At 44.0% G+C, this 20,490-nt stretch carries 18 protein-coding genes; 10 read left to right on the top strand and 8 right to left on the bottom strand.

Going from position 1 to position 20,490, the window contains the following annotated elements; translation table 11 throughout:
- Positions 1-115: 115 nt before the first annotated feature.
- Entirely contained in the window at positions 116-472 is a 357-nt protein-coding gene (locus BC343_RS09945) for a hypothetical protein (RefSeq protein ID WP_078347634.1), read from the bottom strand.
- Here BC343_RS09945 and BC343_RS30730 point away from each other — a divergent pair.
- The 6 genes from BC343_RS30730 to BC343_RS09915 all read left to right on the top strand — a co-directional run bounded on the left by BC343_RS30730 (position 463) and on the right by BC343_RS09915 (position 7,823).
- A complete protein-coding gene (locus tag BC343_RS30730) occupies positions 463-756 on the top strand; it encodes a hypothetical protein (protein WP_143822133.1) in 294 nt (97 codons plus the stop codon). The two genes, BC343_RS09945 and BC343_RS30730, sit on opposite strands and share 10 nt — an antisense overlap.
- Before the next feature lie 126 nt (positions 757-882).
- Positions 883-1,617: an SDR family NAD(P)-dependent oxidoreductase gene (locus BC343_RS09935; protein WP_078347632.1), complete on the top strand. Its 735-nt coding sequence runs from the start codon at positions 883-885 to the stop codon at positions 1,615-1,617.
- Between the two features lie 30 nt (positions 1,618-1,647).
- Positions 1,648-4,134: an excinuclease ABC subunit UvrA gene (gene uvrA, locus BC343_RS09930; RefSeq protein ID WP_078347631.1), complete on the top strand. Its 2,487-nt coding sequence runs from the start codon at positions 1,648-1,650 to the stop codon at positions 4,132-4,134.
- Between the two features lie 398 nt (positions 4,135-4,532).
- The gene (locus BC343_RS09925; RefSeq protein ID WP_078347630.1) at positions 4,533-5,081 is read left to right on the top strand and encodes a YciE/YciF ferroxidase family protein; all 549 of its coding nucleotides are present in this window, start codon (positions 4,533-4,535) and stop codon (positions 5,079-5,081) included.
- A gap of 2 nt (positions 5,082-5,083) precedes the next feature.
- Positions 5,084-7,297, top strand: coding sequence for a catalase (locus BC343_RS09920; RefSeq protein WP_078347629.1), 2,214 nt, complete (start codon positions 5,084-5,086; stop codon positions 7,295-7,297).
- A 49-nt stretch (positions 7,298-7,346) separates the two neighbouring features.
- Positions 7,347-7,823 carry an ankyrin repeat domain-containing protein gene (locus tag BC343_RS09915; protein ID WP_078347628.1) on the top strand — a complete coding sequence of 159 codons (477 nt, stop codon included), beginning with the start codon at positions 7,347-7,349 and terminating at the stop codon, positions 7,821-7,823.
- Here BC343_RS09915 and BC343_RS09910 read toward each other — a convergent pair whose 3' ends face one another.
- Both BC343_RS09910 and BC343_RS09905 read right to left on the bottom strand, forming a co-directional pair.
- The gene (locus tag BC343_RS09910; protein ID WP_238381738.1) at positions 7,824-8,204 is read right to left on the bottom strand and encodes a response regulator; all 381 of its coding nucleotides are present in this window, start codon (positions 8,202-8,204) and stop codon (positions 7,824-7,826) included. It lies immediately after the preceding gene.
- Positions 8,179-9,759 (bottom strand): PAS domain-containing sensor histidine kinase, encoded by a 1,581-nt coding sequence (locus BC343_RS09905; RefSeq protein WP_078347626.1) that lies wholly within the window; start codon positions 9,757-9,759, stop codon positions 8,179-8,181. The genes BC343_RS09910 and BC343_RS09905 overlap by 26 nt, the downstream gene beginning before the upstream one ends.
- 412 nt (positions 9,760-10,171) lie before the next feature.
- Between BC343_RS09905 and BC343_RS09900 the strand changes: the two genes are divergently transcribed.
- A complete protein-coding gene (locus tag BC343_RS09900; RefSeq protein ID WP_078347625.1) occupies positions 10,172-12,556 on the top strand; it encodes an ABC transporter permease in 2,385 nt (794 codons plus the stop codon).
- 12 nt (positions 12,557-12,568) lie between these two features.
- On the opposite strand, the gene BC343_RS09895 is transcribed toward BC343_RS09900, so the two are convergent.
- From BC343_RS09895 to BC343_RS09885, 3 genes are all read right to left on the bottom strand, one after another.
- Entirely contained in the window at positions 12,569-13,249 is a 681-nt protein-coding gene (locus BC343_RS09895; protein ID WP_078347624.1) for a MarR family winged helix-turn-helix transcriptional regulator, read from the bottom strand.
- 133 nt (positions 13,250-13,382) lie between these two features.
- The gene (gene idi, locus BC343_RS09890) at positions 13,383-13,916 is read right to left on the bottom strand and encodes an isopentenyl-diphosphate Delta-isomerase (RefSeq protein WP_078347623.1); all 534 of its coding nucleotides are present in this window, start codon (positions 13,914-13,916) and stop codon (positions 13,383-13,385) included.
- The gene (locus BC343_RS09885; protein WP_317043640.1) at positions 13,906-14,769 is read right to left on the bottom strand and encodes a phytoene/squalene synthase family protein; all 864 of its coding nucleotides are present in this window, start codon (positions 14,767-14,769) and stop codon (positions 13,906-13,908) included. The genes idi and BC343_RS09885 overlap by 11 nt, the downstream gene beginning before the upstream one ends.
- 94 nt (positions 14,770-14,863) lie before the next feature.
- Here BC343_RS09885 and BC343_RS09880 point away from each other — a divergent pair, with 94 nt between their 5' ends.
- The 3 genes from BC343_RS09880 (at position 14,864) to BC343_RS09870 (ending at position 17,515) form a co-directional block, all read left to right on the top strand.
- Positions 14,864-16,150, top strand: a complete 1,287-nt coding sequence (locus BC343_RS09880; protein ID WP_143822132.1) for an MFS transporter — start codon at positions 14,864-14,866, stop codon at positions 16,148-16,150.
- A 277-nt stretch (positions 16,151-16,427) separates the two neighbouring features.
- Entirely contained in the window at positions 16,428-16,988 is a 561-nt protein-coding gene (locus tag BC343_RS09875) for a YciE/YciF ferroxidase family protein (RefSeq protein WP_078347621.1), read from the top strand.
- Between the two features lie 71 nt (positions 16,989-17,059).
- Complete coding sequence (locus BC343_RS09870; protein WP_078347620.1) at positions 17,060-17,515, top strand: ferritin-like domain-containing protein; 456 nt, start codon at positions 17,060-17,062, stop codon at positions 17,513-17,515.
- Between the two features lie 1,050 nt (positions 17,516-18,565).
- On the opposite strand, the gene BC343_RS09865 is transcribed toward BC343_RS09870, so the two are convergent.
- Both BC343_RS09865 and BC343_RS09860 read right to left on the bottom strand, forming a co-directional pair.
- Positions 18,566-18,874, bottom strand: a complete 309-nt coding sequence (locus tag BC343_RS09865; RefSeq protein ID WP_078347619.1) for a cysteine peptidase family C39 domain-containing protein — start codon at positions 18,872-18,874, stop codon at positions 18,566-18,568.
- Positions 18,875-19,014: 140 nt separating this feature from the next.
- Entirely contained in the window at positions 19,015-20,484 is a 1,470-nt protein-coding gene (locus BC343_RS09860) for a carboxypeptidase-like regulatory domain-containing protein (protein ID WP_078347618.1), read from the bottom strand.
- Positions 20,485-20,490 lie beyond the last annotated feature (6 nt).

Raw genomic sequence — 20,490 nt, 5'->3', positions numbered from 1 at the left:
TTGTAGGAGTGTTATATGTTTTCTTGTTGAAGCAACACCCCCTAAAAGTATTTGTTATCTTAGTTAAGTATTTTTATTAATAATTATTATTCGATAATCGAATGAATGGATGAGACTATTGGCGAAGCCAGTTTAATGCCTCTTCTCGGTCATTGAAAAATGCTACCTGAACAGCATCATATACCGATGGTAAACTTTTGTTTGCTGCAATGCGGTTAAAAGTACTTGGCGAGTATATCCAGGCGAATTTTTTAAGGCCGGCTTCTGCTCCCCGGCCGGAAGCCTCCGACCAGTTCCCTTTAACATGGGCGTTGTCGTTAAGTACCAAATGGCATCCATTCTTTTGCAGCATAGCTGCATTAGCAAATTGGATCGTAAGCTCTTCGCCGGTATATATTGCTGTAGCTTCATCAGCTAACTGAAGTACATCAAGCAAATATGAAGTTTCGGGGCGGTAGTGAAATGAAGCCATTAAAAAATGAACAGGAAAAAAACGGTAAAGTTTTTTTCTGGCCGGGCGGTTTATCGACGGCCAAAAACAAGATCGTCAGCCAAATCCTGGCCGCCAATTTATCAGGTAGGTATCTTTTCCGTTTTACCATGTATCTTGATGGCATCACTAAAAAGCTTTTCCGCACCACGGTATTGTTCCGGGCATTGCGATGGTTCCGTGATCTTGAGATCTCCGCTCGCTTCGTTTATCTGCATGTGAAAACGTATGGCCTTATCGTCAACTACCCCATGTACCTGGAATAACTGCACCCGCCGCCTGTTCATCGAAATAAACTGAAATGTCGTCCCCTCCACCTCTAACACAAAATTTTTCATGCGGCGAAACTAACAAAAAAGCGTCTTGCATGGTTTGTTACGCATATAATATAAATGGCAAAAATATTTATCACCGGCTCGGCAGATGGCCTGGGTCAGCTTGCAGCAATTGAACTTATTGAACAAGGGCATCAGGTAGTATTACACGCCCGCAACGAACAACGTGCAAGAGAAGCATTAGCCAAAGTCCCGAAGGCGGGCACGGTACTGATCGCCGACCTATCAGATATCAGCGAAACAAAACGCCTCGCGGGCGAGGTGAACAAAATGGGTGCCTTTGATGCCATTATTCACAACGCCGGTGTTTACCAGGCACCCGGGCAAATACTGAATGTAAACACCATTGCGCCATACATACTTACTTGCCTCATTCGCCCGCCAAAACGTTTGGTTTATTTGAGTTCGGGTATGCATACCGGCGGCGATACTTCCATGGGTGGCTTGCGAGCGGCCCCGCCAATTGTTTCTTACTCTGACTCCAAACTCCACGACCTCATCCTGGCCAAGGCCGTAGCGCGAAAATGGCCGCAAGTTTATGCCAACTCGGTGGATCCCGGTTGGGTGCCGACCAAAATGGGTGGAAAAGGCGCACCTGATAATTTAAGAAAAGGCTACCTAACGCAGGTTTGGCTGGCTGTAAGTGATGACCCAAAAGCATTGGTGAGCGGCAAGTACTTCCATCACCAGCGGGAGGCCGACTATCAACTGAAAGCAGACGATGTGGATATACAAGAGTTATTTCTGCGCTCGTGCGCGGATATTACCGGCCTAAGTTTGCCCACCACCTAAACAGTTCCCAGCTTCTGCTGTTGCGCTATCATGAAATTCAGTGGTTTTGTAAAAGTGAGGGGTGCACGTGAACATAATTTAAAGAATGTAGACCTGGATATACCGCGGGATGCTTTTGTTGTTTTCACCGGCGTATCGGGTTCGGGTAAATCTTCGCTGGCATTTGGCACGCTGTTCGGCGAAGCCCAACGGCGCTACCTCGAATCGGTATCGCCCTACGCAAGGCGTTTATTCAACCAAATGGCTATTCCTGAAGTGGACGAGATAGAGGGCCTACCTCCCGCTGTAGCATTGCAACAGCAGCGGGGTGCTACCTCCACGCGTTCTTCGGTGGGCAGCGTAACTACACTGTCTAACCTGTTGCGCATGCTTTATTCCCGCGCCGGAGATTACCCTAAAGGGCAAAATATCATCTACGCAGAAGCCTTCTCCCCTAACACGCCGGAGGGTGCTTGTCCTGAATGCCACGGGCTGGGACGTGTTTACGAAGTTACGGAACAGAGCATGGTGCCCGATGATTCCTTAACCATCAGGCAGAAAGCCATTGCGGCCTGGCCTTCTGCCTGGCAAGGGCAAAACCAGCGGGATATACTCACCACCATGGGGTACGATATTGATATCCCCTGGAGGGATATACCTAAAAAAGACCGCGACTGGATACTTTTTACCGAGGAAACGCCATCCGTACCCGTTTACGCCGGTTATAACCGGGAGGAAGTGCAGCGCTTTATTAAAGATAATAGACAGCCCGATTATATGGGGACGTTTACAGGTGCCCGGCGATATGTGCGGCATACGTTCGCCAATACACAAAGCCAGCTCATGAAGAAGCGCGTATCGCAATATATGCTCAGCAGCGAATGCCCGCTTTGCCATGGCAAACGGTTGAAACGCGAATCATTGTCTGTTAAATTTGCGGGGTACGACATTGCCGATTTCGCGCGGCTCTCGTTATCACAATTAAAAAATATTTTTGAGCCCTACGCCACGCTTATTCCGGATCAGGCACATCCCGAAAAAGCGATAGTTACGCAAAGGATCGCTGCTGACTTTCTAGGCCGGGTGAATGTAATGCTCGACTTAGGGTTGGGATATTTAACCCTTGAACGCAGCACGCCTACCCTATCTCCCGGCGAATTGCAGCGCTTACGCTTAGCCACGCAGGTGCGGTCGAATTTGTTCGGAGTGGTTTATGTATTGGACGAACCTTCGGCAGGGCTGCATCCTGCTGATACCGAAGCGCTATTGCGAGCGCTTGATAAGCTGAAAGCTTCCGGCAACTCATTATTTATTGTGGAGCACGAGATAGATGTGATACGCCATGCCGACTGGATAGTAGATGTAGGGCCGGCGGCGGGTGAAAAAGGAGGTTATGTATTATATAGCGGCGTACCGGAAGGCTTGGCGGATGTTGAAGATTCGGTAACGAGGCATTATTTATCCAACAATAGGAAAAACGAAGATAGCACAACCAGGGAGCCGGCCACATTTCTTGAACTAAAAGGCATCACCCGCAATAACCTGAACAACCTGGATGCAAGGTTTCCTATCGGCGTATTAACCAGTGTTACGGGAGTTTCCGGGTCGGGCAAAAGTACCCTGGTAAGCCAGGTTCTGGTGGAGTTGGTTTCAGAACGATTGGGGTTAAAGATGGATCTTGGGGATGACGAGGGCGACAAGCTCGAACAAACCGCGGTAAAAACATTAGGCGGGCAAATTACCGGTGGTATGCAAGCCATCAAACGCCTTGTGGTTGTCGATCAAAAGCCTATCGGGCGTACGCCGCGCTCTAACCTAGCTACCTATACCGGCCTTTTTGACCACGTGCGAAAACTATTTGCCGGCACTAAAACCGCGCGCGAACGGAAGTACGATGCCGGGCGATTTAGCTTCAACGTAACCAAAGGGCGTTGCCCCCATTGCGAAGGCGAAGGCGTCGTGATGGTAGAATTGCTTTTCCTGCCCAGTGTATACACGCCGTGCCCTACCTGCGGCGGCACACGCTACAACCCAAAAACACTTGAAGTAAAATACAAAGACAAGAACATAGCCGAAGTATTGGGCCTTACCGTAGACGACGCTGCTAATTTCTTCGACGAAGAACCGCAGATATCCCGCGCCCTGGAAGTTATCCGCGAAGTAGGGCTTGGTTATTTGCGGCTCGGGCAGCCCGCCACGGAACTATCCGGCGGCGAAGCCCAGCGTATAAAACTGGCATCGGAATTGCAACGCGCGCAAGATGGCAACACCCTTTACATCCTCGACGAGCCAACTACAGGGCTGCACCCCTCGGACGTTGAACGCCTGATGGCACAGCTCAACCGCTTAGTAGATGAAGGTAATACTGTAGTGGTTGTAGAACACGATATGAATGTGATAGCCCAAAGCGACTGGGTTATGGATATTGGCCCAGGTGCGGGTGATAAGGGTGGAAAAATTGTTGTGCAGGGCACACCGCGCCAAATCGCTGTGCACTCCGGCAGTAAGACGGCACATCATCTCAAAAAGTCATTTTGAATGACTTTTTGTAATGCCTGAGAATTAACTATCGATCAATAAGTTGAGTTCTGCTAAAGTAATTTCTCTATACCGGGTATAATAAGCGTTAAAATGTGAATTTTTCGGGGTTCACATTTTTTTGCCTGAATTATAACCAATGCAGGTCTGCCACAAGTTGCTTTTTTGCCGTTTGTTTTCTGATACTGCTAAGGGTTTCCCTCGTCAACCCAAGTAACGAGGCGATCATGTATAAAGGCTAAAACTCATTCAGATCATTTCCCCGATAGCAATTTCCTTCTAATTAAATTATTAAAAGGTAAGAACAATTATTCCTAAAGGTGGTTTAATTACATACTTAGCCGGTCCTGTAAATTCTTAGCAGTCCCTCATCAAACCAAATTTACTAAAATTCAACTATGCCTAAAGAAACAGGGGAACCTAAATTCAGTACTAAAACTTCACCTAAGGCTGAGCCGGCCTTATTGGAATTATTTACCGATGGCATCAAGGATATCTATTGGGCTGAGAACCATTTGGTGAAAACCTTGCCTAAAATGCAGAAAGCAGCGAGTTCCAAAACGCTCGTTGCAGCCATTGAAAACCATTTAAAAGAAACAAAAACGCATGTGGCACGCCTCGAACAAGTTTTCGAATTGCTTGATGAAAAAGTGCAGGCACAAAAATGCGATGCCATGGAAGGTTTAGCTAAAGAAGGCGAAGGCATCATTGAAAGCACAGAACCCGGCACTGCGACGCGCGATGTAGGCATAATTCTTGCCTCCCAAAAGGTGGAGCACTACGAGATCGCGACCTATGGCGGCTTAACGCAATTAGCCAAAACCCTTGGATTGTATGATGTAGCAGAGTTGCTATACCAAACTTTAACAGAAGAAAAAGCCGCGGATCAAAAATTAACGGATGTAGCGGAAAGCGATATTAATTACCAGGCAGCAGAAGAGGCATAACCATGAGCAAAAAGAAACCATCGCCCAAATTGGGCACCGAAGGCGCGATCGATAAGAAATTAGCGCCTCAGCCTGAAAATGATAAAACTACACAGCTTGCTGCCCATACCGCCGATGGCGCGGGCGAAAAAATGAATACGAATACGGGCCTACCGATCAATGACGACCAAAATTCATTAAAAGCCGGTGACCGTGGCCCGACCTTACTGGAGGATTTTATCCTTCGTGAAAAGATCACGCATTTCGACCATGAGCGGATACCCGAAAGAGTGGTCCACGCCCGTGGTTCGGGTGCGCATGGCGTATTCCAGGTTTACGAAAGCCTCGCAGATGTTACTAAAGCCGGCTTTTTAAATGACCCCAAACGCGAAACACCCGTATTTGTGCGCTTTTCTACCGTAGCCGGTTCGAGAGGTTCAAGCGACTTAGCGCGCGATGTGCGCGGCTTTGCGGTAAGATTTTACACACCGGAAGGTAATTTTGACTTGGTAGGAAACAATATGCCGGTGTTCTTTATCCAGGATGCCATTAAATTCCCTGACCTTATTCATGCCGTAAAGCCTGAACCTGACAATGAAATTCCGCAGGCAGCATCTGCCCACGATACCTTTTGGGACTTTATTTCCCTGATGCCCGAGTCGGCGCATATGATCATGTGGGCGATGAGCGACCGTGCACTTCCGCGTAGTTACCGAATGATGGAAGGTTTTGGTGTACATACCTTCCGCCTTATAAATGCTGAGGGTAAATCCAGCTTTGTAAAATTCCATTGGAAACCTTTATTAGGTACGCATGCAGTTGCTTGGGATGAAGCGCAAAATATTTCGGGCAAAGACCCGGATTTCCATAGGCGGGACCTCTGGGACGCTATTGAAAGCGGCGCATTTCCTGAATACGAACTAGGGTTGCAGATCATTCCTGAAGAGGACGAGTTCAAATATGAGTTCGACTTGCTCGACCCTACCAAGCTGGTACCTGAAGAATTGGTCCCCGTGCAGCGCGTCGGCAAACTCACGCTTAACCGTAATCCCGATAATTTCTTTGCAGAAACAGAACAGGTTGCTTTCCACCTCGGGCATATCGTGCCGGGCATCGATTTTACGAACGACCCGTTATTACAAGGCAGGCTGTTCTCTTATACCGATACACAGCTGACAAGATTGGGTGGCCCTAATTTCCAGGAAATACCAATTAACCGCCCCATATTGCCGGTGTACAACAACCAGCGCGACGGGTTTATGCGGCAAACCATAAACAAAGGCAAAACCAGCTATAGCCCAAATTCCCTGGGGAACAATGACCCGCAGCAAGTAAAAGAGGCAGAGGGTGGCTTTGTATCCTACCGCGAGCGGATAGAGGCGCGTAAAGAACGTTTACGTAATAAAAGCTTTTTCGACCACTTCAGCCAGGCGCGCTTATTCTTCAACAGCCAGTCGGAACCGGAGAAAAACCACATCGTTGACGCATTTACCTTTGAATTAGGCAAAGTGAAAACCATTGCTGTGCGCGAACGTATGCTCGGCATATTGGCGCAAATCGATAAAGGGTTGGCTACGCAAGTCGCTTATGGCTTGGGCTTACATTTACCTACGGAAATATCGGCAAACCAAAGCGTATCTGCAGATGGTGCCCCGGCCGATTACCAATCGGTACAAGTTGAAGGTAGCCTGGGTAAATCGGATGCGTTGAGCATGGCCAATACTGTTAAGGACACCATAAAAAGCCGCAAAGTGGCGATCCTGGTAGCCGATGGTGCCGATGCTGATTCGATAAGTGTAATTAAAAATAAGCTGGAAGCTGAAGGTGCCGTTGTAGAGCTGATCGCACCAAGAGGCGGCATGCTTACCGCAGAAAATGATGAGCAATTTGAAGCAGATCAAAGTTTTTTAACGGCAGCATCGGTTTTATTTGATGCGGTATATGTAGCAGGCGGAGCGAACGCTGTAGCGACACTGGAAGCAGAAGCGAACGCCGTACATTTCTTAAATGAAGCTTTCAAACATTGCAAACCCATTGCAGCACATCAAGACGCTATGCAGGTAATAGAGGCTACCTACTTTAGCAATAAGCTGCCGCCTGACTATAAACAAGATACGGTATTGTCTGAGGGTATACTGATGGGCGAGGTGGACAGTAACTATGCAGATCTGTTCGTAAAGATGATCGCACAGCACCGTTTTTGGGAGAGAGAAAAGCCGCGCTTGGTACCGGCTTAGTAATACCGCGCCCGGGCCACCCGCCTGGGCGCTTTTATAAGAATAATAAATGGATAAACTAACAATCGGGCTCATAGACGCAGCCCGCAACGGAGATATTGATACCCTCCAAAACCTTATAACTGAAGGGGCAGATATCAATGCACACGATGAAAAAGGCTTTACGCCGCTCATCATCGCTACTTACAACCGCCAGTATAATGCCTCAAAATGGTTGATCAGTCACGGGGCAGATGTAAACGCTGCCGATGCTGGTGGAAACACCGCGCTAATGGGCGCATGTTTCAAGGGCTACACAGATATCGTGAAGTTACTTATCTCCAGTGGCTCTGACCTGAACCGGCAACATGGTAATGGCGGAACGGCATTGATGTTCGCAGCCATGTTCGGCCGGAATGATATTGTAAAAATTTTATTAGAACATGATGCTGATAAAACTATATTGGATAGCCGCGGGCTTTCCGTTTTTGATCTTGCTGCACAGCAAGGTAACGAAACGGCTATCGGCCTATTAGAAACTTATTGATCAGGCTGCAATTAATTTTTGTACGCGGTTAACTAACTGGTCAAGGTCAAATGGTTTAGCGATAAAGTCGTCAGCACCTGCTTCGTTAGCAATGCGCTGCCCTTCCCTGCTTGCCGATATGACGATAACCGGGATATTATTGGTTTCCGGGTTTTTGCGCAAAGTCCGCAATACCTGGTCACCTGATAAAACAGGCATCCATAAATCAAGTAAGATCAGGTCGGGGCTTTGTTTTTCTATTTCCTCGTAAATTAGTAAGCTATTCTTAACAGGAATAATGCGGTAACCGGTCTCTTCAAGTATCAATTCGAGCATATCTAAGATGCCCTCATCATCGTCACAGATCAAAATAGTTTTATTGTACATTTGACTTCCTTTCATCTAACGGCAGGGTAAAACTAAAAGTTGAACCTTGGCCAAACTCACTTTCTACCCAAAGGGTACCGCCATGATTTTTAATGATCTGTTCGCAAACGTACAACCCGATGCCCATGCCCGGGAACCGTTGCTGGATCTCCCCGACCCGAAAAAAGCGGTCGAATATTTTTTTCTGGTCTTCGATCTTTATACCCATTCCTTTGTCCTTCACAGCGACTTTTAAAAAATTGCTCACTTTTGATAAATAAACCTCCACCTCATCTGATTCCGGCGAATATTTAATTGCGTTCGATAAAAGGTTATTAATAACCTGCACGATATGCGATTCATCGCCGGTATAACTATTTGTTGCACTGCCTTTGATAATAATCTGATGTGTTTTTGTGGCAGCCTGTATATTTTCGACCGCTTCATGTATGGCTTTATCAAAATCAAATGTCTCGCGGTGCAATTCAATATTGCCGGTTTGAATACGTGACATGTCCAGTAAATCTGCAATAAGGGTATTTAACCGTTCTACATATATCCCCGTTTTCTTCAGGATATCTTTAAATTTATCGCTAATGTCACTTGGCAGAAGGCGTTGCATGATTTGTACATAACCCTTGATTGTTGTTAGTGGCGTTTTGAGCTCGTGGCTTGCGATAGACAAAAAATCATCCTTCCGGCGTTCAATTTCCCGCCTGTCTGTTATATCTTCTATCGCTATCAATATCCTGTCTTTGTACTGCCCTTCCAGTTCGATACGATGGGCATTTAGTAACATCAGCTTCTTTCCGATGTGCGGAAAATCATGCTCTACTTCGAACTCCTCAACAGGATTATTGGTCGGCAAGATATTCTCTAACAATTCTTTTAGCTGCGGTATATTCCACTGCCCGTTGCCCAAGTCATAGAGCAGACGCCCCTCTGTTTCTTCTTTTCCTACTTTAAACGTTTTCAGAAAATGCTCGTTAACACTGAGTACTTTGAAGTCAGGGTTCAAAACGACCAGGCTTTCTCTTACGGTTTGAACAATACTTGAAAGGTAATCTTCGCTTTCCTTCAAACTCTTTGTCCGCTCTGATATTTGGGCTTCCATTACGTCTTGCTGGTGCAGTAGTTCCTGCTCTGCCTTTTTCCTGCGCGTAACATCATTCTGAACTCCTATGAAATAGCAAACATTACCTTGCTCGTCCTTTATGGGCGACATATAAAGTTCATTCCAAAATAGCGTACCGTTTTTTTGATAGTTGCGCATCTCAACGACACATTCTTTGCCTTCTTTAACGGCGTTGCGCAAAACCGCACGCTCTTTTTGATTACGGTCTTCTTTTTGCAAAAACCTACAATTGTGCCCGATGATCTCGTGCCTTTGATAGCCGGTTATGCGCTCAAAAGCCTTATTGCAGTATATGATCGGATTATCCGGTTGTTGATTGTCTGTAAGGATGATACCGGAAATGGAAGAATCTAAAGCCTTCATCAGCAGCGAAAGGTCTTGTTTCAAAGTATCATTGGAGAAAGTGAATTCCCCATTATTTAAGCTGTCCAATTCATGGCCCTTTCTATTTTCCATCAACTTAGCAAATTAGTTGCCAGCATGTTATTCAGACTCGATATTTTAATATTTTTCTTTAAACTCACCTAATTCTGCAGTTCAATTAACTCTAGGTAAAAGTTGCCGATGTAAATGACATATGACCGTAATTCCTGCACATGTTTTTTGGGCAGCAATGTCTTTAATAAAATACAGGGGCAAATATATTCCGTTATGGATCGCAAGGGCTTAACATCGCAGCATCCTGGCTGATGTATCAAATGCGTACGTAAATTTGTATCGTATGCGGACGGCGCCAATTTAAACATATCTTAAAAATCTGACAATGAATATTTTATTTAATTGGCATGCATTTCGCCAAGGCAAATATAGAATTGCCGGACTATTCTTTTTATCATAATGCTACAACCTCTTTTACTTCAAAACCACCATGATAACTCAACTAAAATTCGCATTGAGGCACCTTTTACGTTCAGGCCTCTTCACGTCAATAAATGTTGCAGGCTTAGCAATAAGTTTAACGGCAGTTGTACTTATGGCGCTGTATATTGAAGATGAGTTGAGCTACGACACGTTCAACAAAAACGCTCAGCAAATTTACCGAGTTGTTGATGACAAGCAGACTAATGCTCTTTTTCAGCATGGTGCAGGAAGCCCGGGCCCATTGGCTCCGGCTCTATTAAACGACTTCCCTCAGGTTAAAGTCGCTGTACGTTTTATTGATGGGGAATCATTAGTAAAATACGAAAATAAGGCATTCGAAGAAAGGCATATATTTTACGCTGATCCAGAAGTATTTAACGTGTTTTCATTTCCACTTGTCTATGGCGATCCTTCGACAGCATTAAATGAGCCTCGGACGGTTGTTATGACCCAAACGACTGCGTTAAAATACTTCGGCAATAAAAATGCTATTGGAAAAATCGTTACCATGAATGGTGACACTTACCGAGTTACCGGCATTGCAAAAGATATTCCTTCTAACTCGCATATTCAATTTGATATCCTTGCATCCATGGCTACGGCGCAAGCCAAGGGCTCGGGTTATGACTGGCTATTTACAAATTGGTATTCTAATAACTTCCATACGTATATCTTACTGCCTAAAATTGAAGATAATGAACAGTTAATTTCACAAATGGCGGCATTTGCAAACCGGCATAATGCCAACACAAATGGGACAACCCATCATTATGGTTTAGAAAAACTTAATGACATTTACTTGCATAGTGACCGTGAAAATCAAATTGGTAAAACAGGAAATATTCGTAGCCTTTATGTTTTTGCTGCGATTGCATTCTTTGTGCTTTTAATAGCCTCCATCAATTTTATTAACTTATCGACTGCCCGGGCGACAGAAAGAGCTAAAGAGGTTGGTATAAAAAAAGTGAACGGCGTTAGCCGTCCTGCATTAGTGGCTCAATTCTTTTTTGAATCATTTTTAATGGTGGGCGTCGCAGCATTAATTGCAATTTTTGCGGCAGCGGCACTATTACCAATATTCAACGAATTTTCGGGCAAAACGATAGAATTTGCATTATTTAAACCTGCTCACATAGTTGGTTTAGTTGCAGCTGTTATAATAGTCAGTTCCGTTTCGGGCATATACCCAGCCTTAATTCTTTCTGGCTTTAATCCTGTGGCAGCAATAAAAGGAAGAGTTCGAACATCCAGTTTCAATATCGGTATGCGTAAAGCATTAGTCGTTTTTCAGTTTTCGGTTTCAATAATTTTAATTATCAGCTGCATTGTTGTCTTTACACAGCTTAAATATATGCAGACGCATGACCTTGGATTTAAAACTGCGCAAACGATGGTAATAAATTTTGAAGGTGATAATTCGGTTCAAAAAAACTATAAATATATTGAGTCTGAAATCCTAAAAAAACCAGGTGTGAAAAGCGTATCAGCCTCATCTGCTGTCCCAGGCAACCTCATCTCTGGCTGGTCAATGGATTTTGCAAAGAAAAATGGCGATACCGTACATGCAGAACTTCCAATTTACTTAACTGATTTTTCCTTCATGAGACAGTACAATATCCCGATGGTTGCTGGCCGGGGATTGTCCTCTCAATTCGCTGCTGACACCGTAGAGTCTATGGTTATTAATGAAACAGCCTTAAAGAAACTTGGCTTCAACAACCCAGAAGAAGCTATTGGCGCAAAGGTGGGGATGTACCCGAATGACGCGAAAATTATAGGCGTCTTTAAAGATTTTCATTATGAATCGTTACAACATCAAATAGGCCCCTTGGCTATGCGCATCCTCCCTGGAAATTTCCGCTTGTTTTCAGTTGAAATTGGGCCTCAAAATGTTCCGGCTACGGTCCAGGCGATCGAAGAACTATGGAAGAACATAGTGCCGCAAAGGCCGTTAGAGTACACCTTTTTAAACAATGCATTTAATGAACAATATAAAGCCGAAATTAAATTCGGGCAACTCTTTAGCCTGTTTACGGGTTTAGCGATCGCAATAGCTTGTTTCGGCTTATTTGGGCTTTCCTTATTCAGTGTAAAGCAACGAAAATTGGAAATTGGGATCAGAAAAGTTATCGGTGCTTCAGCGTTTAAAATTACGCTTTTGATCACAAAAGATTTCTTATCTCTCGTGGCTCTCGCAGTAGTTATTGCTTTTCCTATAGCGCTGTATTTCATGAGCCACTGGCTACAGGAATTTGCCTACCGGATACAAATCAGCTGGTGGATATTTGTAATAGGTGGAGGAATTGCAGCACTTGTTGCGCTCCTGACGATAAGCTTCCATGCCATAAGGGCAGCTATTGCAAATCCGATTAACAGCTTAAAAAATGAATAAAAAACGATGGCGTCATTTACTGATCGTTTTAGCGATGGTATTTAAATCGTCTTGGGAACTAACCATCCGATTAACATGTATTGGATAGTGAAACTCCTCTAATTTTTGTAAAAGGTATTGCAGCGTCAGTTTTTCGTTAAGGCTTAACTTGCCCGTTACGATAGTACCGACATTGCTGGTGTGCTCAAAAACTTTATACAATAATTCCCTGCCCTTGGGTGTGATGGCAATATGCTTTCCTCGTTTATCCGATTTATTTTGCCACTCATCAACAAGGCCAGCAGCGATCAAGCGGGCTATTACTGCTGTTCCTGAAGTTTTTTCTAAAATGTTATGCCGTATTAATTCTGTTTTGGAGATACTGTCATGCGTCAACAAAATCGCAAGGCACGTAAAATCTTCTGCTGTCTGAAGTGGCGTGCCGTCAAGGGCCTTTTTTATATATGACTTGGCGTACCGGTACATGAAGATCAAGAGGCGGGAAATATTGTTATCAATGTTGAAGGCAATATCTTGAGCATTTGGTTCACTATTACCGAACCGTACTTCAGAACGGTTAGAAAGGCCATTCCTTTCGCTGAGCTTAATTAAAAGAAAACCAACAAAGTCCGGCAAGGTAATTTCGCGTTCATTCTCCTTCTCGAAATCTTCGAGAAGGGAAAGCAATTCATGCACAAATGCGTATGACTTCATTTTAGTCAAATATACAGCATATGGTGACAAATAATAATTGTTAGTATTTCACTCAAGATAGGTAAAAATAAGTAGCTCTAAAACCTGTCAACAATCAAGGCTGGGCGAAATTACAGTTAAAGGAATGCCTTAGTTAAGCTGATGGTGCCGATAATTTATTGTAGGATGCCACGGCTTGAGGAAAACAGATTTTGAACCATTCCGTGTAGTACTCTGGGTGTTTTTGTATATCTAATTCGAGTAGAGCTAAAGGGATATAATTAAAATCAGCTACTTCTAAATGGTTGATGATCGGGTCTATATCGCAAATGCCTATAAATACGTGGTCAAATTCATGCTCGGTAAGGCTTGCTCCTACTTCAGCTTTATAAATAAACGTAAAGGCAAAGTGTAGGTAGGTACTGATACCCATTTCTTCATGTAAGCGCCGGTTAGCAGCAGCTGATGCCGCTTCGCCTAAATAGGGATGGCTGCAGCACGCATTGCTCCAAAGCATTCCTGAATGGTATTTACCTGCTGCCCTTTGTTGGATCAGCATTTCACCCTTATTATTGAAAATAAAAACCGATATCGCGCGGTGCAACTTACCGGTACGGTGAGCGGCCAATTTATCCATGGTACCATACATTTGGTCATGCTCGTTTACCAGCATTACACTATTCTTCATAATTGCTTAGCATGAAGTGGTTAGTTGAATCCGGCGTTAAAAGAATTCTGATCATAATTATAAACTTGCGGGCATCAGATACCCGCACTCTGTTATTGCGAATTACATTAACATTGAGCCCCTTGATTTTCTCAAAGAGCCTGTAATAATACGCAAATGCTAAGCTAACCCCTTTCTTTGCCCGTGCTGGCAATCTAAGAACCCCCTCTCGAGCGTCATTAAAATCGCTTTCTATTTCGTGCTCGATCTTTGTCTTTTCGGCTTCCGAAAAATCGTCGAAATCAACCCCAGGAAAATACGTCCTGCCAAGCGATTCATAATCCGCCTTCAGGTCACGAAGAAAATTTACTTTTTGAAAAGCAGACCCCAACTTCATCGCAGGAATTTTCAATTTCTCATATTCTGCTTTATTCCCTCCTGTAAAAACCTGAAGGCACATTAAACCTACAACCTGTGCTGACCCTAATATGTACTGGCCGTAGGCTTCCGAATCATATTGACTCCGTTCCAAATCCATTTCCATGCTTTTTAAAAAAAGCCGGATCAGTTCATGGTCGATCGCATAATCATTAACCGTCCGTTGAAAAGAATTTAGAATAGGATTGAGGCTTATTTTCTGCTCGATCGCTTCGAAACAATCATGCTCAAATTTTCTTAGCAAATAACGTTTATCGTAATTGTGAAAACTGTCTACGATTTCATCTGCAAGCCTTACAAAGCCGTAAATGGAAAAAATAGGCGGACGAACCTCTTTAGATAAAAATCGGATACCTAACGAAAAACTTGTACTGTAAAACTGTGTAGTGATCTTACTGCAAAGAATAGAAAGGTCGTCATACTTTTCTTTCATCATATAAATTTGTTGCCTGCGCGAAATAGTACATAAATATCTAAAATATACATTTATTGAGCATTTTAGTATTATATTAGAGAATTCAATTATAACCTTGAAACTCTCGCTGGCGTTAAACAACAATCGAAATTTGCGTTACGTAACGTTTCTTTACTTATACGTGATGCAAGGCGTACCTGCAGGGTTTGCACTTACGGCGATGGCGAATTACTTTACCGGTAAAGGCCTTTCTTCACAAAGTGTTGGCAGCTTTGTCGCTATTGTTGGGATACCTTGGGTGCTGCAATTCTTTTGGGGGCCGATCATTGACAGGTATCAATATTCTGTTATCGGGCATCGGAAACAGTGGATCGTCCTTACACAATTGATGGCGTTGATTGCGTCCCTCGGCCTACTATACATTAATAATCCAATCGGGGAATTGACAACCGTCTCTGCCGCTTTCTTTATCCATAGTATTTTTGCAAGTGTCCAGGATGCAAGTGTTGATGCGTTAGCAATTTCTATCGTCCCAGAGAATGAGCGTGGCCGCGTGAATGCATTTATGCGCGGCGGGTTTTTAGCCGGTATCGCTTTGGGTTCTGCCGGGCTTTCGCTTGTCCTGTATCATTACGGCTTTCATGCTGCTGTACTATCGCAATCAGCATTGTTATTTATTTTGACCACATTTACTTTCTTCACAAAATTAGACCCTGCTGACAGGTATTTGCCAAACTTTCGCCAAAGAACGAGCGACAAAACTAATGTTAAAGAAAACCCAAAGTTAGGATGGCTATTCAGGCAATTATTTTCTGGATTAATGAAAAAAGACAACTTCAATACGTTTATCGTTATTGCTACCGTCTACACCTGTAACGGGGTTTTTATTAGGTCATTTTCATTTTATCTCATTCATAATTTAAAGTGGCAATATAATGATGTATCGGTTTTGCAGGGGGGCTGGTGTACTATTGCTACCATTGCAATAACAGTTATTGGAGGGATCATTGCCGATAAATTGGTGCCCACGATATTACAATTAAGGGTAATGATAGGTATCGGGCTCTTTCTAATTATTTTGGGCCTGAGCCATAACTTGTGGCTTTTTAAACCCTACAGTGGGACGGGTTTGATCCTTTGGAATCTAGCAGATCCAATGTTTAGTGTTGCAGCAATGCCTATTCTTATGTCACTCTGCATTCAAAAAGTTGAAGGTTCACAATTTACAGCTTACATGGCTCTCGTTAATTTATGCGATGTAGTCGGTGCCTACCTTTCAGGGTGGATGATGGCTATCACTCCAGCACCCACTATTGGGCTTATATGCGGTGTGGCCGTATTATTTTTAGGAGTTTGGGGCTACGTTAGACGCAAAAGAGAATTGTCGATTAAGCCGTTTTGATATTGGTGCACAACGTCATAGACAAAATCATTTCTTAACGGAAAAACAAAGCTCCGCTACACTCGCTGTATTGGGGCTTTAACCTAAACCTTATCACAATAGTGGCGGACGCCACCAGTAATAGAAGCTATAAAAATATAGTTTTAATTTTAATATTTTCTTTTTAATTAAAATATCTCAAACATTTTAGTTGTAGGAAGGTTCTATAATCAAGGTTGTGGAAGCGCCAAACTTTAGAGCGTTTTCACAGGCTGAAAACATAAAAACTATCTATACTATGGCTACTACAACAAAAAGCAAAAAAGCGGCTGCAAATACTCCCAGCCGCACGAGTGAAGCGGAAAGCGCTTTGAAAGAATTATTTGTGGACGAACTTAAAGACATTTATTGGGCTGAAAAACACCTTGCAACCGCCTTACCCAAGATGATCAAAGGCGCAACGTCAGAAGATTTGAAACAGACAATTACGGCACACCTTGAAGAAACCAAAAACCAAGTGACGCGCCTCGAAAGTGTGTTTGCTTCTATTGGTGAAAAAGCATCGGCAAAAAAATGCCTGGCAATGGAAGGCCTACTGGCAGAAGCGACCGAATTGTTAGGCGACACAGACAAAGGCACCGAAGTGCGCGATGTTGCGATAATCTCGGCTGCACAAAAAGTTGAACATTACGAAATCGCCTCTTATGGCACTTTGCGCACGTTAGCCGGTACGCTAGGCTACAGTGAAGCACAGAGTTTATTGGATGAAACCCTCGCCGAAGAAAAAAACGCTGATAGCTTGCTAACACAAGTTGCGGAAAACTACGTGAACGAAGCGGCTGCCGCCGAAGTTGAATAATTTAAAAATCTATTAGTTTAAGACTGGCACAGTTTTAGGGCATTCCTTAATCTACAAAAACGAAAAACATTATGACGACCACAGAAAACGCAACAGGCGTGATCAACGACCTGATCGAGATTAACAACGACCGTGTAGCCGGTTTTGAAAAAGCGATTGCCGATATCAAAGATGAAAATGTCGATTTAAAACAATTATTCCAGGGCTATGCCGAGCAAAGCCGTAAAAATGGGCAGGAGCTTGCGGCTATTGTTGGCTCTGTTGAAGAAGTTGAAACCGGCAACAGTATTTCCGGCACCTTGCACCGGGCATGGATCGATGTAAAATCGCTGTTTGGAGGTAGCGACCGCGAAAGTATTTTATCAGAGGCAGAACGCGGGGAAGACGCCATCAAAAAAGCTTATGATGAAGCGATAAGCAGTGGTAACATTCCTGCCAATGCAATACAGGTTGTAACGACCCAGGCGATCGATATTAAAGCAGCACATGACCAAATCAAAGCGTTGCGCGATACTGCAAGCTTTTAACTATCCTAACTTTTCTTATCAAAGGAGCCGCCTAAACAGCGGCTTTTTGTTTGTTATCCAAAATGCAACCTCAAAGATCCACAGCATCATGAGAATTTATTAAAATTCTCTGTAGTTGGGCGTTCCCCGGTTCCCACCGGGTCCGGCTATCCACTATATCCGCTCCGCGGGATGCCGCTACTATCCGTAACGCTCTGCAGGCCGTTAACAAAGACCAAAAAGAACCCCTATAGATTGGTATCGCATTCAGCCTTTCAACCGTCAACCAGCAAGGATCGCCCTGGCGAACCTTGCTGCCCTTCGGGTGCCCGTTCCGAATTATTTCGGAAAGGCAGTTGACTGTTTCACGCCTGCGAAGGGTCGGCCAAGCGGCGCTACGGTTCCCGAAGCACCGCTTGGCCTAAATGCAGCCTTCTCAAAACAGTATTTGTCCTGAGCGCTTGAATCAAGGTGGTATCCGCAAAGCTTTTGCAAAAGATGGAAGCAGGCCTAATCGAGACCCATAACGGCAATTGTCCGGCCATTCTAAAAGATGGAACAAGTTTTTCGGTTGTTTACGGAGTGATAGGTTTATGGAATGTGTCATATCAGACTTGAGCTTAATCTATTAACGTTGATAAAATCATTTTTGCGAGTTGATACCCCTTTCTTGTGTATATCGCTCCGCGGTCAAATATTCTCTCATCTTATAAAATATTGCTGCCGAAATTGGACGCAACCCGCTAAACATTCGGCAGGAAACACCAATTGGTGAAGCAATCAGCGAAATTGTTTAACCCAACGAAAATAAGCATATACAATAGGATTCGTTAAGCCTAGTTTCCTAAAGAAGCGAACTTACCAAAGGCGTGGAGGATCTATTAGAACGACCAAGCATTGAATAGCGTGTTGAAGAAAAACATTGTCTAGGCAAGATTAAACAGCATCGATTCCGTCATGACAATTCATACGAATAAACACTCAAAAAATAAAGCGGCGCAATACCTTACGCCGCTTTATTTTCACATCAGATCGTCTTGAAATCATCCTCCGCAAGATGTATCAAAAGCTTCAAATCATCGTCAAAGGTGTTCTGTTTCGGTAGCTTTTGGGCTCCAGGTACAAACAGCGCAACTTTAAAAGGCACGGAAGATCTGCGTTCTTCACATCGGTTAAACTTACCTGCCCCTCTAACGACCGGAAACCAAGTTTATCTGCAGCATCGCTAACACCAAGTAACGAAACGCCATCACGATTGATACCGCAAAGCTTCCTGAGATATTCAAGCTCGTAAAACCTGCCGTAGTATTTGCAGATCATTTGCAGGCAGGTTGGGCCGCAATCCATCTGCTCCTGCTGCCTGAATAATGGAAATCTCATTTTTGAAGGGCCTTTTGGTCACACTGCATTTTGTGAAATTCGCTATTGTATTTCTTTAAAGTTATAGCCTTTTAATTGAGGATACCCGCAACATTATTTTTTAGCACTGCGGGCCGGCATCATCGCGTTGATCTGATAGGTTAATCCTTTCCTGATTTCCTATTAAGGTTGTTGTTGACAGGAACAGACAAGTAGCCCAGGTGCCCTTCCAGATCTGTGCCCTCGATGATAAGCTGGTATCGGGAATCCTTATCATGGCTAAAATTAAATGAAGCGTTGCCATTATTGTCGGTCATGACTTCAGGCAACCACATTACAGTCGTCCTCAGGTCTGTGGCATGGGCGCCTGTAGGAACGTACAGAGGCTTATAGCTGCTCCGGTACCAGGTTAACCGTTCAGGCTTGTATACGAATACACCATCTTTATGTACGGCACCGGGGCCAACACCTGACCGGGTAGTAATGTCAAGAAAAATGAATTGTTTTCCTGTAGGCACGCCAAAGTATTCGGGATAGCGGCTTCTGTATGTACTGGTGTAGAGAAGACTGGTGCTTAATTCAATGCCTTTTATATCTTTCACCCTGAATGAGTTCAAATAGCCTTTTATATCAAGGAGTATTTCGCTCATTGAATTACCTTGAAATGGCATAACCTTGAAAAGGTCAATACCATCAATGAAAATTATGGGCACCCTGCCATCTATCTGGTAACCCTGAGTTCCCGGAACAATCTGGAGCTTTTCAACCCAAAGGTCAAATAATCCGCCTTGTTTTTCTTTTTCAAGCGATTTTTCATTAAGAACGATATCGGCATTACCAGGGCCGTTAAGATTTTTTGATCCCTGAACGATCCTTTTAGATGATATTTTAACCTCTTTTAGCTGCCGGGTAGTAGCTGCCATTTCCTCCGCAGCAATTTGCTCAGCCTTTGTACCCGTGAACTTAGCGAAAATGGTATCCGGATTTACATTCCAGGGGCGTTGATATTTTTCCGGCCCAACTCTGAGGGGCTGCCCCAATTGCTTATCCTCATCCATTTTGATAAGAAATTCGAGGTTTTTCCCTTCGTTGCCAGTGGCTTTAAGTATAAAAACAGGTGTATCGATCTTAGGGAAACCCTCAAATACAAATCTCCCCAAATTGTCGCTAATGGTATCTCTTAAAATCGAAGGGCTTTTTGACCATAGGGTTACTTTTGCCCCCGGGATTGGTTTATTCGATTGGTCGAGGACGGTACCACTGATCATTAACCCCGTTTCTTTCCGGTGGTTAAAAGCTTCCGGTATCTCTTTGTAACAGCTCCACCCCTGCGTAATCAAGAGGTCATCCAACTCTTTCCAAACCTCCTCGTTTACTCTTGAAAAATATCTCCCCGGATCTTCGACATAGCCGGAAAGTTCAGCAGTGAGCAGCGATCTTGTTACAAGGTTTTCCCCAAGGGAATCCGTTTTTATCCGGCTACTATTATTCAAAGCAACAGAAAATACGCCAGCTACAGGCCTACCCGACTCATCTGTTGCCCTTATGTTAATTTTGCTGCTATCTGAAGATCTGTATTTTTTTACATCAATGCTGATATTTAAACGATCCTTGTGGTCAATAAAGGCCATTCTCTC

Origin of the sequence: Mucilaginibacter pedocola, assembly GCF_002013915.1 — a bacterium.
Lineage (GTDB): Bacteria > Bacteroidota > Bacteroidia > Sphingobacteriales > Sphingobacteriaceae > Mucilaginibacter > Mucilaginibacter pedocola.
The sequence above is the reverse complement of the archived record's forward strand: the minus strand, read 5'-3'. Positions and strand labels throughout refer to the sequence as shown.